Here is a 16,150-nt window from a genome sequence, read left to right on the forward strand (position 1 = left end):
AGCGGTGATCACTGGTGACGTTGCCAAGAGTGTGACGGAAGACGGTGGTGTCAACAACGGGACGGCTGGAGTGCCGACGGCGAACGGAGTGCTTTCCGCGACGGACGTCGACAGCGATCATTCGTTTACCGTGCAAAGCAATGTAGCGACGAGCTACGGTCACTTCACGATCGGTGCCAATGGTCAGTGGAGCTATACGCTCGACAACAGCAACGCGTCCGTGCAGGCACTCAACAGCACCGGCAGCAACACGACACTGCATGACCTGATCACGGTAACGACCGCGGACGGCACGCAGCAGCAGATCGATATCACGATCAATGGTGCGAACGACGCCCCGGTGGTGAGCGGCACTGCCGCGACTGCGTCCTATACCGCGGGAGCCACCGCGATCGTGCTGTCGAGCACGACGACCGTGGCGGACGTCGACAATACGACACTGGCGTCAGCCAAGGTTTCCATCTCGAGCGGCTTTGCGAGCGGCGACGTACTGTCGGCGACGCTGACGGGGACGTCGATTACGGCAAGCTACAACGCCACAACCGGCGTATTGACGCTGACCGGCACCGACACGCTGGCGCATTACCAGGCGGTCCTGGACAGCGTGATGTTCGCATCGACGAGCTCCAGCGCGGCCGCCCGGACGATCAGTTGGTCCGTCAATGATGGGGCGGTAAATAGCAGTGTAACCACAACGACGCTCACCGTCGCCGCACATCAAAATGTGGCCCCGGTGCTGGATCTGAATACCACGACCAGTGGAGCCGATTCGTCAATTAATTACGCTCGGAAGATGGGCACCGTTAATTTGGTTCCGCATGCGCTTGTCACAGACACAGACTCCGCCAATTTCAACGGCGGAACACTTTCCGTTACTTCGACGGGTTCCTCAGACAAGTTGACCATCCTGGGTTCAAGCTCCGGCAATGTGACTTATGGCGGGATGAATATTGGTACTTTCTCATCCACCGGTCCAACACTGACGGTTAATTTCAACGCGAATGCTACGCCGGCTGCGGTAACGGCGTTGCTAGAGGACATTCAATTCAGCTCGACCTCGAATTCGGGAGACAGGACCGTTAATTTCGTTATCAGCGATGGGGATGGTGGATCATCCTCCGCGCAAGTGATCGTACACGCTTTAAACATGCCCGCCGGCATCTCCGGCGAAGCCATCAACCTCGCACTCGCAGATTCGTCACATCACATCGGCGCGGTCACGTTGACTGTTGCTGGTCTTCCCGCCGGCTGGGTGCTCAGTGAAGGCACGCATAATGCCGATGGCACCTGGTCCGTGGTGACGAACGATCCGTCGTCGCTGACGGTTACGTCGCCCGATGGTGTCACCGGGGCGGTGGTCCTCCAGGTCACCGAGACCTGGACCAATGCGGATGGTTCGACTGGCATGGCCACTGTGGCCGACAACGTCGAAGCCTATGCCAAGGGTTCGCCGATTTTCGCCTGGTCGGGCGACGATACGCTCACCGCATCGAGCGGCAACGACACGCTGGTCTTCGCGAACAGCATCGGCGCTGACGTCGTGCACAACTTCAATGCGGCGCATGACAAGATCGATCTGGTCGGTTTCGCGGGCTTCTCAAGCTTCGCGGACGTTCAGGCCCATCTGTCGACCGATGCGTCGGGCAATGCCGTCATCACACTCGGCGATGGCGAGACCATCACCCTGGTAGGCGTCAGCGCCGCGGCTCTCACGGCAGACGACTTCCTCTTCAACGAGACCGTGGTGACGCATAATGCGGGCGACATGGTGCTCAGCGACGGCGCGTTGATGCCGTTCAGCGGCACGCTCGACAACACCGGCAGCATCCATCTCGCCTCCACCGGCAGCGAGACGGCCTTCGAAATCGTGCAGCACGGCCTCACCCTGACCGGCGGCGGCACGGTGACGCTGTCCGACGATGCGGCCAACGTCATCTTCGGAAGCGGTGACGATGTCACGCTGACCAACGTTGACAACACCATCTCCGGTGCAGGCCAGCTCGGCGACGGTCACCTGACGCTGGTCAACGAAGGTACGATCATTGCCGACGGCAGCCACGCGCTCGTCATCGACACCGGTGTCAACGCGGTCAGCAACACCGGCACGCTGGAGGCGACCGGGACCGGTGGCCTCGACATACACAGCAGCGTCGTCAATGACGGCCTACTGTGGGCGAATGGCGGCAACATCAATCTCGAGGGCAATGTCAGCGGCAGCGGCACAGCGCTGTTGTCGGGTCACGCCAGCCTCGAAATCGGCGGCTCGTTCAGCGAGGCGATCACGCTGAGCACGGACGCCCAGGCCACCATCACCATCGACCACGCGGCGGCCTTCACGGGCACGATCGCCGGCCTCGACGCCAATGATGCGCTGCGGTTCGGCGATATCTCTGCCGCGACCGCCAGCTTCTCCTTTGCGGAAAATGCGGCGAAGACCGGTGGCGTGCTGACTGTCACCGACGGTACCCACACCGCCACCATCGGTCTCACCGGCGACTACTCGGCCAGCGACTTCTCGCTCGGTCATGATGGTGACTATGCCGAGATCGACTTCAGCGGTGTCGGCCACCTCTATGGCACCGACGGCAACGACACGCTGACGAGCGGCGGCGGCTACACCATGACTGGCGGCGCTGGCGCGGATACCTTCGTGCTCGATGCCCAGGCTCTGCACAACCTCAACATGGCTGACGTCATCACCGACTTCAGCCCGAAGGGAGAGGGCGACAAGCTGGATGTTTCCAACCTGCTGAACGCGTTGGTTGGCGAACATCCGGGCATGACCGAGGCGAGTGCTGTCGCGTCGATGACGGCAGCGGTTGATACCGCAACCAATTCGACAAAGATCAGCATCAACACCGGCTCGGAAACCCATGTGGTCGCCACGCTGCAGAACTACGCGCCGACAGGCCACGATGCCGTCCACGTGCTGTTCAACAGCCACGAAGAGCAGCTTGCAACGCATACGCAAACCGCTGGCGCCTAACGTCAATCGGCCAGCACTCAAATCTCGAAGCGGCGCGTCTCGGACGCGCCGTTTTTCATTGAAATGGATGCGAATTGGGCGCCACCTTCGCGCTCGATCCGGGGCGAAGGCGCCAGATCGTGCGCCATGATCACCGACAAGCTCAGATCCCGTTCTGCGGCAAAAGAAAAATGGCCGCTTTTCAGCGGCCATTTACAACAATACCCTCAACGGATTTTTGGCAAGGCGCCCAGCAGGCAGCTAGGCCGCCAGCGTCGAGGCAATTCGGTCGATGCGCTGCGGTGTCAGTTGTTCCAATCCAAAATGGCAATTGGAACACGCCCCCTTCTTCTCCTCAAGCGTCAGCATCGATCGGCGGAATGCCGCGGCGGCGGGGCTGGCGTAGGTGAGGAAAATGCTCGGCTGCTCATTCAGATCGTTTAACACGTATTCTTCATGCTCCACGATATCGGAGCGGTAATTGCAGCAAGGCACCATTTTTCCGTTATAGTCGACGTAAACGTTCCAGAATGGAATATTGCACGGCAATGTCCGGACATAGTCCTTCTTGATATCGACCTGATTTCCGCGACTGGTTCCATTGACTTCGAAATTGCGGCCGTAGAGGCGAATTTTCATGTCCTTGAACCCAAGGTTCATTTCGTACCACACGCCCGGCTGGTTTATGGTGAGCACGGAGGGCAATTGCAGGCGCTTCAGGGTCTGCTCGCCGCGCTTTATGACCTTATCGTGATCATAACGCTCGTGGTTCTTCAAATAGATCTGAATATTGAGCGAACGCATTCCAGCGTCGTAAAGTTCGTTTAGATACTCGTGGTCGAGGTAATCCCCGTTCGTATTGGTGTGAAGCAAGGCGTGGGGAAGTGCTGCGCGGGCCTCTCGAAGGCGATCCAAGATGATCCTGTCAGCCAAAGGTTCATTATATCGGCTATAGGTGATCATTCCGGAGTATTGAATGGATGCGAGCTGCGCGATGATCGAGCTATACAGCTCTGGCCGCATATATTCATTGTGCGTAATGCGGTCGATGCTCTCGTTGGGACAGAACCAGCACCGTCGGTTGCAATACGAAAAAATCTCGATCTCGACCTGGGAGACCGATCTCCTGAACATTTCGCGAGCCAAATCCAACTCATCGGTCGGGTATACGTGATACGGCTGCAATCTGTCGAAAAAACTCACAATCAATCTCCGCCAACGAATCCCAGGGTGTTGAGTAAAACCCCTCATGGGTCGTGACGATACGGACATCGATGTCCGGTAGCATCTAGCCGCAAGCGGAACTTCAAAGCTGCGCGAGCAATGGCGAATCGAAGCCATTTTCAAGTTACCATTGGCCAACTCTCGCGACAATGGCTGGCGTCAGGCTTGCCATTCCAACGCAAGGCTGGCGCAAATTTGTGTCGGTAGGAAGTCTCTGAAGACGCCTGCGCTGCCGTCCCCTCCGATGTTTGGCACCGCAGGCATATCAAACTAGGAAAGTAAGATTGCCCAATGAACATCAAGTTGATCGTATGGGATCTCGACGACACTCTGTGGAGCGGCACTCTTGCTGAAAACGACGAGGTTCGTCTCTTTCCTCATCGCGTCGAGTATATAAAAACATTGAACCAGCGCGGTATCGTATCGGCGATCTGTTCAAAAAACGATCTGGATATTGCGAAGCGAAAGCTTGTCGAATTCGACATATGGGATGAGTTTGTTTTCCCGCGAATTTCCTTTGCACCCAAGGCGCCGGCGATAAAGCAGCTCATCGAAGACATGCAGCTTCGCGCGCAAAATGTGCTGTTCATCGACGACAACGTTCATAATCTGAACGAAGTCAAATATCTCCTGCCTGAGATATTGACACTCGATGCGACCACCGAGCTCTGCGACCAAACCCTTGATGCCCTTATGGAGCAAACCAAGGACATTCGTAAGAGTCGTGTTCAAGAATACCGCATACTTGAGGCGAGGCTCAGGGACAGCCAAACGTCCAACTTGCCGCAGGAGGAATTTCTCCGCTCCTGCAATATTCGTGTCGCGATGGTGCATCGCATGGACAACCTCGATTTTGCTCAGCGCATCGAGGAGCTTATCAACCGAAGCAATCAGCTAAACTTCACCAAATCACGCGTCGAGCCGGGTGCGGTATCGGAAATGGTATCCGACATTCTCCGCTACGACTGCTTCAGCATATTTGTGTGGGACAACTACGGCTACCATGGATTGGTCGGCTTTGCGGCTCTCGAGAAAGAACGGCAGATTGTCCATTTTGTATTTTCTTGCCGCATTATGCACATGGGTGTCGAAAGCTGGACGTTGTGCGAGTTGAAGCGGCTGTTTCCTCAGCTTGACATATCCACGGTACCCGTCTTGCCAACGCCGGTCGGCTGGATACGCGGGGAAAGCTTCCACGACGACGCCGTGCGATCAAAAATCTACACAGACGAGTTCGCGGCGAAAGCAGAGCCACAGCTTCGCATCATGGCGAACTGCCAGTCTGGCGCCATCGCTCACTTTAGCGGTCTTGCCAGTGCGGCGATGTTCGACAACGCCCCCCAGGCCTTCGATCCGGCAAACTACCTCGATCGCGTATTTTACCTGCGCTTTTTCCTGTCGGAAGAATATGCCAACCAGCACTATCCCAGAATGTTGGTCTATGGTGCTTTTGTCGACTATGCGAATGGCTATTGGCCGGGCATCACCAATAACCAACTCGAGTCGATCGCCTATCCCCAATGCGTCGTCCGCTTCTGTGAATTCATCGAACAGTCCGGACGGACGGCTTTGGTCATAATACCGCTCGAAGAGGCTCCCGATCCCAAGATTCCGAGCCGTTTGGGCGTGACGCGGCAACGGCTCGCTTACTTCAATGCGATTTGGCGGCGCATCGCCGAAGCATATGACAGCGTGGAAATATTGGATTTGAACACCATCGCCACCGAAGCGGAGGCGCTTGACGTCCGGCATTACAGCGTGCCGCTGCTTAAGAAAATCGCCGATCTCACCAAATCTTGGTATGATCGCAAGTCTTTGGGCGATGCCGTCACGCCTCAGGCCCTTCCAGGCCACGGGCAGACGAACCTGCAGCAGCTTGAGATCGAGAGGCTGCGCCGTGACGTCGCGAAGCTGAAGGCGGAGCGCGATATCCTAAAGGCCGCAGTCTACATGAAGGACGCGATATGAAGTTCACCTTCATCGCAGGCGCTGCCGCGCGCTTCAAGAACCAAAGCCAAATTCGTGAAAATGAACACGCATACCGAATGCTAAAGGAAGCTTAAGGTGGATCACACTCCGCAATTTACAACCGTCAACGGCATGGGAGATATTCCCCAGCCGATCGCGTTTATCGACGACGTGTTCAGACATTCCTTCTGGCCGGCCAAGGAGTTCTTCTACGATCTTCTGAAGGTGCCATTTTCGAAACTGCTGGCCCAACCTCCGCGCCCCAGTGTGAGGCAGCTTATGTGGAGAGATGGTCTGCTGACGCCACCATCCGTGCCAGCCGGACCACAGCCGAATGAATGGGAGTGGCTGTCTCAGTATAACAGTCTAAACGATAGTTCTAAGCAACTATTGAGCCGATATATAGACCCTCAATGCCTCTATATCTGCTACGAGGCGTCGCCTGGGTTGCTGACGTTTCTGAACGAATTAGGCCTCACATATATCGACATACGCATTTCGCCGCTGCGCTTCATGAAGGACATCGTTTTGGCGATGCGTAGCAATTCGAGGGAAATCAATGCAGTTATGTCATTGACCTCGATGTCGAGGGCGGACATCGAGGCTGAAGCTCTCCTTTTGGCCTCGTCGTTCAGGCACTATGACCGATATAGGTCGCCCCCCGGCAGTCACGCGAAGGGAAACGACGTCTACTTCGTTGGCCAGACCGCAACCGATGCCAGCATCATCATCGGAAAAGGCTATTTCCGGATTGCGGATGCACTGCCGATCCTTACCAAGGAATTGCACGATCAAAACGTGCACTATCTTCCGCACCCGTCGGCGGATGGCGCTCACATGCAAAGCGAAATGTCGGTGCTCGCCAGTGTCAGCCGATCCCTGCAGGTCGAGAGCCGCAATAGCTATGACATTCTTTGCTCCGATAGGCCCGCGACGCTTTTGGGAATTTCATCAGGATTGATGCAAGAGGCAAATCTTTTTGGGAAGCGCTCCGTATCTCTGCTGCCGCCAGCTTGCCCTCTCTTCTTTCCCGAAGATGAAGATGATTTCGAGTCTGGATATTATCAGTTCAGTTTCGACACCTTCTTGAGCGAGCAGTTCTGGAATGCGGTGTTCAAACGGCTTCCGGTGGGATGGCGCGATAGCCCGAGAGCCATGCAGCCAAACCAGCTACGTGAATTGCACGACGTTTGGTGGGGCTATGCCGCCCATAAGGGCCGCCCCAACGACCTGACGCGGGCGCAGACCAGGGGGTTGCAGGCGCAACTGGAGCATGTCACCAAAGCTGCACAGTTTCTTATGACGCTTATATTCAATCCGCCAAATGACGCCGACCCAATCTTCGAGCAGCTAACGGGGCAGCCCTGGCGCTGGGTCGATGGCAGCTCCGTGTCGTTTGATACGGCCGGCCGGATATTCAAAAACGGCCAGAACGCCGGCACTTGGCGGATGGTGGCCGGCAGATCGCTGTCCGCCTGCGCGATTTGGAACAACGGCGGATGGATGGATCTCCTAGAATTCGATGCTACCAACAATCGTCTCCGCTGCACCAACAATCATGGACAGCAATTCGATATCTCATCCGGCTCGATGTATTGATTAACCTATGGCAGCGGCTGTCAGGAGCCTATATCGCTGCCGTATGTCCGCCGCGGGTTGCGGCTTGCTAAAGAGATAGCCTTGGCCTGTTTCGCATCGCAGTCGGCAAAGAGCCTCCATCTCGGCCTCGCCCTCGATTCCCTCTGCAACGATTTCGAGGCCGAGGCCGTGTCCCATCGAGACGATGGCCCTCACGATCTCGCGGACACTCGGGTCGTCTGTCATTCTGCGGACGAAGGATTGGTCGATTTTCAGCTTGTCGAGCGGGAGGTCGGCAAGATAGCTCATCGAAGAATAGCCAGTTCCAAAGTCGTCGAGGGCCAAGGCGACGCCAGCTTTGCGAAGCCCCATCATCTTTGCGACAGAGCGTTTGCCATCGTTGATGAAGGCCGATTCCGTGAGCTCAAGACATAGTCTGGAGGCGGGTAAGCCGCTGTGATGCAGCGCACGAAGGACGTCCGCTTCGAGGTCGGCCCGCTCGAACTGTATCGCAGATACGTTGACCGAGATGACGCCGTGCGACCAGCGCGCTGCTTCTGCGCAGGATTGCATAAGGACCCATCGCCCGATTTCGCAGATGTGTCCTGAAGATTCGGCGATCGGTACAAATTCCGCTGGCGATATAAGGCCGAGTTCGGGATGCTCCCATCGCAAAAGCGCTTCTGCTCCCACAAAGCGCCGGGTTGTCAAATCTATCTGTGGCTGAAACACAAGGAAGAACTGATTATCGTGGAGCGCGGCTCGCATTTCCACTTCTAAGCGCCTGATGCGGGTTTGCTGAAGGGCCACTCCCGGATCGTACGCTTTCCACTGCCCTGATGACCTCTTTGCTGTGTCCAGCGCGGATTCAGCCGCGCGTAAAGAATCCTCCGCACTCACCAGCCCACAGCGAGCAAGACCGAGGCGAATTCCGACTGCCGTCGACATTCCGTTATACGCGACAGGTTCCTTAAAGAGGTGCAGGAGCGCTTCAGCATGATCTTTTGGCTCGCGCTCTTCTTCTGCCGAAAGTACGGCAAACAGGTCACCGTCGATGCGGGCAAGAAGCGCATCGGGCAAGGCACTCAGCAACCGAAATGCTACAGCTTTGAGAAGCGCGTCGCCGATCTCTCTTCCGAGTGTGGTGCATATGCTTGAGAAGCGTTCGATGTCGAGCAGAGCGATGATGCCACTTCGTCCTTCAATCCGAGCGAGAAACTCTCGTCGGTTCAGCAGGCCCGTCAATTCGTCCTGCTCAGACAGCCGCTTGAGCCTGTCTTCATAGAGCTTTCTGGCGGTGATATCCCGAATGATGATGCATCCGCCGAAAACCTTTATAGAATGGCGGCCTATTGCCTCCAGGGGGGAAAGGGTTATCAAGGCTTCATAGGCCGCGAGCGTCTCATTGAGAGGCTTTAGGAACTCAACGGTCCGGGATTGTATCCCGATCTGCTGCGGATCATATTGACCAACAATCTCCGAGACGGCCTGAGAGACGGAACCTTCCCTGATCGTCAAAAGGCTATCGCCTGCACGGATTTCCAGGATCGACCTTGCGGAATCGCTGATTTCTGACATCCTCAGGTCGCTGTCAAATGCGATGATCCCATCAGAGCTATCGGCTATTATGCTCCTCATCAGCCGGCGGGAATTTCGAGCATCGACGTTGGCGATAGCGGCAATCATTTCTCCAAGGTCTATCCGCTCGTTCAAGGCAAGAACCCAGGCGAATGCCAGAAGCGCCCAGGGAACGATCGTTCCACTAACGATCGCCAGGTCCTTCTGTAAAAAGAATGCTGCAACTTCGCAGCCGCAGCCGAGCGCGGCGGCAATAAGCGTCGTCTTGCCCATGCCCAAGGAGCGAAAACAAAACACTCCAACAATCAAAGCGGCGGCAAACAAAAGATCGAGCGTGGTTTGATCGATTTGCCGGAGGTTGCGATTTTGCAGTTGTGTTTCGGCGGCAAGAACATGGATGAGCGGACCGGCCAATGCGCCGTAAACTGGTACGCTGAAGGTGTCCTTTAGCTCAACCGCGGACGCCCCGACAACGATGGAGCGGCCCGCAAGTTGTTTCGCGCCGACTTTACCCTCGATGACATCCGTCAATGAATATGTCGGTATGCTTTTCGGTACGATTGAGAAGTCGATCAATTGGCTGCCGGTTATCCTGGCCCCGCCCGACAAGGCCGAGGCTGCAGAAGGGGTTGGCTTTCCATCAAAATCATTCCCGAAATCGAACCGCCGAACGAGGCCATCGGCGTCCGTTGCGACGTTGGCGAAAACAGGCCATGCATTGGCAAGCAATTGTGGAATCGGTTGTGAAATTTCTGTTTGCGAAGACGAAGCTGTTTTCTGTTGCCGGAAAACCGGCAGCAATACGCCGCCACCGACTTTCGCCAAAGTCGAAGCAAAAAGCGCGTCTTCCGACGCGCCTGAAGGCGTTGAAAAATCGATGTCGAGAAAGATGTCGCCGACATCAGCGCCGTATAATGTGTCCAGGACTTTTCCGTAGATGTTCCTTGGCCATGGCCAGACACCAACCTCATCAAGGGTGTGTTTGTCTATGGCGATGAATGCGATCTGTCCGGAAGCGTTACGGGGTGCCCATTCGAACCGTGTGGCAACCAACCCGTCGTTCAATTGGATGACGGGAGCAAGTTGAGGCCCAATGACTGGAAATGCGAGGATCATCAGGACGAGCAAGGCTCTCAGCAGGACAGTTCCAGGCCTGCCCTTGTAAAGTTGTAGCAGAGAGCGGTAGACGCCTTTCACTTTTTGCTACTCTTGACTTTCCCGTTCCCGTTCCCGTTCCCGTTCCCGTTCCTATCGCTGTTCCCTTTTCCATTGCTGCCGCTGTTTCCGGTGTTGCCATTTCCTTTCCCGTTGTTGCTGCTGTTTCCGTTCCCATTGTTGCCGTTTCCGGCATTACCATTCCCATTTCCATTGCCGCCACCGTTTCCGGTGTTGCCGTTTCCAGCGTTTCCGCTTCCATTGCCACTGTCGTTTCCGCTGTTGTCGTTGCTGGGCTCACCGGAGCTTTTTCCGTTGCCGTTTCCGGAGCCGCTGCTGTTTCTGCCGCTGCTGCCGCCGCCGGCACTGCCGCTATCGCCACTGGCACCGGCCGTGCCGGCTTGCGACGATTTGCTAGTACTGTCGCTCGCGGTGTCCTGTCCGGATAGCGTGGCGGCACCCAAGGCGGGCACTTTTGCCACCGAAGGGGCGACGGAGGTTATCGACGGCGTTGACACTTGCCCGGAGACCGTCATCCCGGCATTGCGATCGACGGAGGCGGCTTGATGCGGCCCTACATTTGCTTGCTGACCGCTAGCGAAGGAAGTCACTTGAACCAACCCTCGGTCAACCGACACGGACGCCGTTGTTTTTCCGACACTGACGTGGAAGATGGTGCCTTTGACGACAGCAGCGAGATAGGGCGTTTGAACAGTCGTATGTGGCTGGCTACGCTTTTCTATCTCAAGATCGAGCGTGCCGGTCTGTTGACGGACCTCGGTCTTGCGCGATGAAAAGAGGCTGGAGTTAGTTGTAATCGAAGCCGTCGTGTTTGGCTGGAAATCAATACTTTCGACACCACGCGCAAGTTCAACGCGGCCGCGGGGGCCAGTCGATACCCAGGCCCGGTTTGGGACGACATCGCCGGCGTGTAGATCCATCCAGTTCGAGAGGTCTATCGTATATTTTACCTGGCTGGTGGCCTTTGCGACCTGCCAGTCGTCGCTCTCGGCAATTGCGGTTGTCGGCAGAAGAAATAGGACGAGTACGAGAACGCGAGCAACGAGCGACACAACTACCCTCCAATTTCCGCGTTGGCTGGATAGGGTGATGCGTCGCCATCGTTGCCGCATAGCGACAACCGAAGTGCTTCCAGATAGCTTGCCGGGTTCGCCAGTGCCTCACGGTTGCGCCCCAACAACCGCATCAGCTCGAGCTGTTCGGGAACTAAGAAATTTGTATCTGGTGTGGGGGGATCTGATTGGTCGCGATCTTGGTGTGGAAATCGAATAAGCTTCTGCATGTGGCCTTTTTCAGGAGCGACAAGAAAGAGGCAGGCACCGTCATCGGGCTCTCTTAAGAATGATGAGGAAGAGCTGCCTCAAATCATTCGAGCAGCATGGATGAGCTTTCGCTTGCTCCGCAGACACGGCATCCCCCTGGGAGACAATTGCGTCACGGCAACGCAATGAATTGATGTCAACCATTAACAAAAGCTGGATTTCTGGGGGCAGCCTGTGTCTTTCCCAGCTCAGGCTGAACTTTGCTTCTCGTATCGGATAGTGTTGGCGTAAAATGGATTTAACCGCGCGAGGCGGGGACAGTGTGTTGCTTTGAAAAGAGGCGACGTATGGATTTCTGCTGGGCGGTCGGTGAGATCTGCGAAAGCGTCTCCGTCAATGCCGACGACACTGCGGATTCGGGGGCGTCGCCTGAGGCAGTTCTTGCACGAATCCTAGTATCGAGTATTAACGTTAGATTTACCAAAAGACGCGAAAAGTTATGCCATACATAAAGTATTAGAGGTTGCATATGGGCTGCGCGGTCGTTCCATCCTTTGACGCATATCGGAACCTCTCTGCCGTTCCGGCCCACCGCATTCTGCGAAGCAGCGATTTGCTGGAGCAACTGCGCAAATCGGTTGGGTTCAAGCACATCGCGGTGAGTGGGCTTGATATCGATGGTTATCATTTCGGGCGTGGCCGCTCGAGCGAGACCTCATTTCCCCCCGCCTACGTCGAGGCCTATTTCGCCGAAGAGCTTCAACATTCCGATCCACTCGTAATAATGTCCCGACGTCGCAAATCGCCGCTGACCGAAGTAGAAGCATTCGACATGATGGCCGCGCCTGTGCGTCTTCAGCACTTGCACCGTTCGCTCGATATCCAAAATCGATTCCTGGTTCCTGTATCACGTGATGACTGCGTCTATGGCGGCGTCTGCTTCACGAATGACCGTCCGTTCACCGAAAGTGAACGGCAGTTGCTGGCGTTTCTTGCCGAACCGCTCCACAAGTCCGTCACGAAACCACTGATGGACCACTTCGCAGCGAGCATATTTCGGCTCTCGGAAGGCGAAGTGCACTGCCTCACCTTGGCAAGCAAGGGGCTGACAAGCGACGAAATCGCGGTCGTATCCGAATACCAGCTGGAAACGGTCAATACCTATCTCAAGCGCGCAACCCGCAAGCTCGGCGCCGCCAATCGCACCCATGCGATCGCCGAAGCGATCCGCCGGCAGATCATCAGTTAAGAATTAAAAACTAAAATAATTCGCGGCGCATTCATTGTTTAGAAACTATCGTGTCTCACTTTTGGGACATGGAAGCGACGCATAATCGCGTCTCACCTGCCATGATGGCGGCGGCTTCTCTTCGCGAGTTCCTCGCATCATCAATAAACAACACCGCTGCCCTAGCCCACATTGATGAGCCGGCTTTCTCGCTGCTGCCTGCAGTGGGGCCGCATGCTGATGCGCGCCGGTGACAACGGGACCGGCTTTCATGGGCCGTACTAGGAGGATACAATATGAAAGCAATCGCATTTGGCTTTGGTTCAGATGCCAAGGCGGTTCTGGCTGCGATGAATAAATCGCAAGCCATTATCGAATTCGACATGACGGGTAAGGTGCTGACGGCCAACAACAATTTTTGTGGCGCCCTGGGCTATCAAGCATCGGAGATCATCGGCCAACATCACCGTCTGTTCGTCGATCCGGCGGAAGCCTCCTCCGCCGACTATCGCGAGTTCTGGGCCAGGCTCAACCGCGGTGAGTTCGACCAGCGCCAATACAAGCGCATCGGCAAGGGCGGCAAGGAAGTCTGGATCGAAGCCTCCTACAATCCGATCTTCCGCGGCGGCAAACCCTACAAGGTTGTCAAATTCGCAACCGATATCACAGCGCAGAAGCTGAAAAGCGCCGAGGATGCCGGCAAACTCGACGCCCTGTCACGCGCCCAGGCCGTTATCGAGTTCACGCCGAATGGAGAGGTGCTGACGGCAAACCAGAATTTCCTCTGGGCGCTTGGCTATCAGCTCTCGGAGATCCAGGGGCGCCATCATTCGATGTTCTGCGACAGTGCCTACACGAGCAGTGACGACTACCGCCGCTTCTGGCAGAGGCTGTCCGGGGGCGAGTTCGTCGCCGAAGAATTCCTGCGCATCGGCAAGGGCGGCAAGAAAGTCTATATCCAGGCCTCTTACAACCCCATCTTCGATATGAACGGCAAGGTCTTCAAGGTCGTCAAATTTGCAACCGATGTCACAGCCCGGGTCAACAATGTCGACGAGCTCGCGGGCGCGTTGATGCAGCTATCAAATGGCGATCTGACGCAGAGCCTGAATGCGCCATTCATTCCGACCCTGGAAAAGCTCCGTACAGACTTCAACGGCACAGTGGAAAAGCTCCGTACGGCCATGCAGACGGTGGCCGAGAATGCTCGTGCAATCGCCGCCGGCTCACAGCAGATTCGGTCGGCCTCCGACGAATTGTCCAAGCGGACGGAGCAGCAAGCCGCCTCGGTGGAGGAGACAGCCGCGGCCCTCGAAGAGATCACCACCACGGTGGCCGATTCGAGCCGCCGCGCCGAAGAAGCGGGCCAGCTCGTCCGCAAGACGCGCGAGAATGCCGAGCATTCCGGCTCGGTTGTGCGTAGCGCCATCGATGCCATGGGCAAGATCGAGAGCTCCTCCTCGGAAATCTCCAACATCATTGGTGTCATCGACGAGATCGCCTTCCAGACCAATCTTCTGGCACTGAACGCCGGTGTCGAAGCTGCGCGTGCGGGTGATGCTGGGAAGGGCTTCGCCGTCGTCGCCCAGGAGGTGCGCGAACTTGCTCAGCGGTCGGCCAAGGCCGCCAAGGAGATCAAGGATCTGATCACTGATTCAAACGCGCATGTGAAGGATGGTGTCGCACTGGTTGGACAAACGGGTACCGCGCTGACAACCATCGTGTCCCAGGTGCAGGAGGTCAACGGCAATGTCGGAGCTATCGTAGAGGCCTCCAGGGAGCAGGCGACTGGGATCAAGGAAATCAATCAGGCGGTCAATATCATGGATCAGGGCACGCAGCAGAACGCCGCGATGGTCGAAGAATCGACAGCCGCTGCACACAGCCTCGCGAAAGAGGCCGATGCGCTCTTCCAATTGCTGGCTCAATTCAACATCGGAGGCAGCCCGGCGTCACGGCAAACACGGCCGGCTGCGGCAACTGCGACCTCGAAGCCGGTCGCTTCTCCTGCGCGGGCAATGGCGACCAAGGTGGCGGCTGCCTTCCACGCCAACGCTGCCGTTGCAAGTGACGGCTGGGAGTCATTCTGATGACCGAGCCTAAATCCCTGATCGGCGCCGGACGCGATACGCTCGAAATTATCGCCTTTCGTCTCCATGGACAGGAATTCTGCGTCACGACCACCACCATCCGCGAAATTCGCGGATGGTCCCCTTCCACCCCGCTCCCGCATGCGCCATCCGATGTTTTGGGAGTCATGAACCTGCGCGGCTCGGTCATTCCAATCATCGACCTCGCTCGCAAGCTCGGCATGGCGGCAACCGCGCCCAATGAACGCAGCGCCATTGTGGTGGCGGAGGTTCACGGGATGGTGCTCGGTCTGTTGGTCGACCAAGTGTCGGACATTCTCACCGTCCGCGGCGACGAGATCCAGCCCGTACCGGAAATAGCCACCTCCTTTGATCGCGGCTTTTCCGATGGCATCATCACCCATGAGGACAGCATGATTTGCTTCCTCAATCTGGCGCGAATGTTCCCGCCGGGCGACATCAACGGTCTTGCCGCGTAACGTTCCACGGCAAGATTCGACCCCTTAAGTATTGACGACCATATGAGCGCACAGCGTTGCCGCCGAACAATGCTGTGCGCCTCATTTTGCGCGACAAACGCTGCGGATGCTTTTCTGGTCCGTGTGTGTCCGACGCAGTTGCGACCCCGGTAATAAATGGTCGATGGTTGCCAACCGTCGCTTCGCCTCAAGGTCTCGTAGGGTCACTCCCGCGCGGTAAATGACCAGTGCGTCTGTAAGATCCGCCAAGTCCCTTCTGTGCGCCAATACACTTCGGTGCAGTTCCACCGCATCTGTGCGCCCTCGCTGCTGCTGTAGGAGTTAAAACGAAACGTGAGGATAGCGCCATCCCCGACTTTCTGCACGCAAGGTTCGATCATTTCGTATTTGGGCGCGAAGATTTTGCCGCGAATGCTCTCGTAATAGGCGGTGAGCTTGTCGAGGCCATCGAGGCGTTCGCTCAGAAAGGGATCGAAATAGGTGACATCGGGCGCCGATAATTCCAAAAAGCCGGATGGGTCCCCGGTGCACCAACGCTGAAGTGCGGCCTGTTCGAGACGAACGATGGGATGGGTTTCCATTATTTGAGACTTTCTGTGCTG

Annotated in this window: 11 protein-coding genes and 2 pseudogenes; 7 read left to right on the forward strand and 6 right to left on the reverse strand. The window is 56.6% G+C overall.

The annotated features are described in order from the left end of the window. A partial coding sequence (locus tag GGD50_RS25360; RefSeq protein ID WP_183939881.1) for a VCBS domain-containing protein occupies positions 1-2,986 on the forward strand: 2,986 nt, incomplete at its 5' end. 17 nt (positions 2,987-3,003) lie between these two features. On the opposite strand, the gene GGD50_RS33260 is transcribed toward GGD50_RS25360, so the two are convergent. Next, positions 3,004-3,126, reverse strand: a complete 123-nt coding sequence (locus GGD50_RS33260) for a hypothetical protein (RefSeq protein WP_281397241.1) — start codon at positions 3,124-3,126, stop codon at positions 3,004-3,006. Between the two features lie 100 nt (positions 3,127-3,226). Continuing rightward, positions 3,227-4,168 (reverse strand): radical SAM/SPASM domain-containing protein, encoded by a 942-nt coding sequence (locus GGD50_RS25365; protein WP_183939883.1) that lies wholly within the window; start codon positions 4,166-4,168, stop codon positions 3,227-3,229. A gap of 312 nt (positions 4,169-4,480) precedes the next feature. Here GGD50_RS25365 and GGD50_RS25370 point away from each other — a divergent pair. The 3 genes and pseudogenes from GGD50_RS25370 to GGD50_RS25380 all read left to right on the forward strand — a co-directional run. Beyond that, positions 4,481-4,807: pseudogene (locus GGD50_RS25370) on the forward strand (HAD-IIIC family phosphatase); the annotation flags it as partial. 1,221 nt (positions 4,808-6,028) lie between these two features. Continuing rightward, a pseudogene (locus GGD50_RS33540) lies at positions 6,029-6,174 on the forward strand (IS3 family transposase); the annotation flags it as partial. Positions 6,175-6,253: 79 nt separating this feature from the next. Continuing rightward, entirely contained in the window at positions 6,254-7,756 is a 1,503-nt protein-coding gene (locus GGD50_RS25380) for a hypothetical protein (protein WP_183939885.1), read from the forward strand. Here GGD50_RS25380 and GGD50_RS25385 read toward each other — a convergent pair whose 3' ends face one another. From GGD50_RS25385 to GGD50_RS25395, 3 genes are read right to left on the reverse strand one after another with little or no spacing between them, the layout of a single operon-like run. Continuing rightward, the gene (locus GGD50_RS25385; protein WP_183939887.1) at positions 7,757-10,510 is read right to left on the reverse strand and encodes an EAL domain-containing protein; all 2,754 of its coding nucleotides are present in this window, start codon (positions 10,508-10,510) and stop codon (positions 7,757-7,759) included. Then, entirely contained in the window at positions 10,507-11,541 is a 1,035-nt protein-coding gene (locus GGD50_RS25390) for a FecR domain-containing protein (protein ID WP_183939889.1), read from the reverse strand. The genes GGD50_RS25385 and GGD50_RS25390 overlap by 4 nt, the downstream gene beginning before the upstream one ends. A gap of 2 nt (positions 11,542-11,543) precedes the next feature. After that, positions 11,544-11,771: a hypothetical protein gene (locus tag GGD50_RS25395; RefSeq protein ID WP_183939891.1), complete on the reverse strand. Its 228-nt coding sequence runs from the start codon at positions 11,769-11,771 to the stop codon at positions 11,544-11,546. A gap of 509 nt (positions 11,772-12,280) precedes the next feature. On the opposite strand from GGD50_RS25395, the gene GGD50_RS25400 reads away from it, so the two are divergent. The 3 genes from GGD50_RS25400 to GGD50_RS25410 all read left to right on the forward strand — a co-directional run bounded on the left by GGD50_RS25400 (position 12,281) and on the right by GGD50_RS25410 (position 15,548). After that, positions 12,281-13,000, forward strand: a complete 720-nt coding sequence (locus tag GGD50_RS25400; protein WP_183939893.1) for a helix-turn-helix transcriptional regulator — start codon at positions 12,281-12,283, stop codon at positions 12,998-13,000. Positions 13,001-13,275: 275 nt separating this feature from the next. Beyond that, entirely contained in the window at positions 13,276-15,069 is a 1,794-nt protein-coding gene (locus GGD50_RS25405; protein WP_183939895.1) for a methyl-accepting chemotaxis protein, read from the forward strand. Further along, positions 15,069-15,548, forward strand: coding sequence for a chemotaxis protein CheW (locus tag GGD50_RS25410; RefSeq protein WP_183939897.1), 480 nt, complete (start codon positions 15,069-15,071; stop codon positions 15,546-15,548). The genes GGD50_RS25405 and GGD50_RS25410 overlap by 1 nt, the downstream gene beginning before the upstream one ends. Positions 15,549-15,751: 203 nt before the next feature. On the opposite strand, the gene GGD50_RS25415 is transcribed toward GGD50_RS25410, so the two are convergent. After that, positions 15,752-16,129, reverse strand: a complete 378-nt coding sequence (locus GGD50_RS25415; protein WP_183939899.1) for a YybH family protein — start codon at positions 16,127-16,129, stop codon at positions 15,752-15,754. Positions 16,130-16,150: the final 21 nt, after the last annotated feature.

The sequence above is a fragment of the Martinezella paranaensis genome (assembly GCF_014200235.1).
Taxonomy (GTDB): Bacteria; Pseudomonadota; Alphaproteobacteria; order Rhizobiales; family Rhizobiaceae; genus Rhizobium; species Rhizobium paranaense.

Coding starts and splice junctions, on each gene's coding strand:
- GGD50_RS25400 (WP_183939893.1), top strand. CDS start 12,281: ATGGGCTGCGCGGTCGTTCCATCCTTTGACGCATATCGGAACCTCTCT.
- GGD50_RS25405 (WP_183939895.1), top strand. CDS start 13,276: ATGAAAGCAATCGCATTTGGCTTTGGTTCAGATGCCAAGGCGGTTCTG.
- GGD50_RS25410 (WP_183939897.1), top strand. CDS start 15,069: ATGACCGAGCCTAAATCCCTGATCGGCGCCGGACGCGATACGCTCGAA.
- GGD50_RS25415 (WP_183939899.1), bottom strand. CDS start 16,129: ATGGAAACCCATCCCATCGTTCGTCTCGAACAGGCCGCACTTCAGCGT.
- GGD50_RS25395 (WP_183939891.1), bottom strand. CDS start 11,771: ATGCAGAAGCTTATTCGATTTCCACACCAAGATCGCGACCAATCAGAT.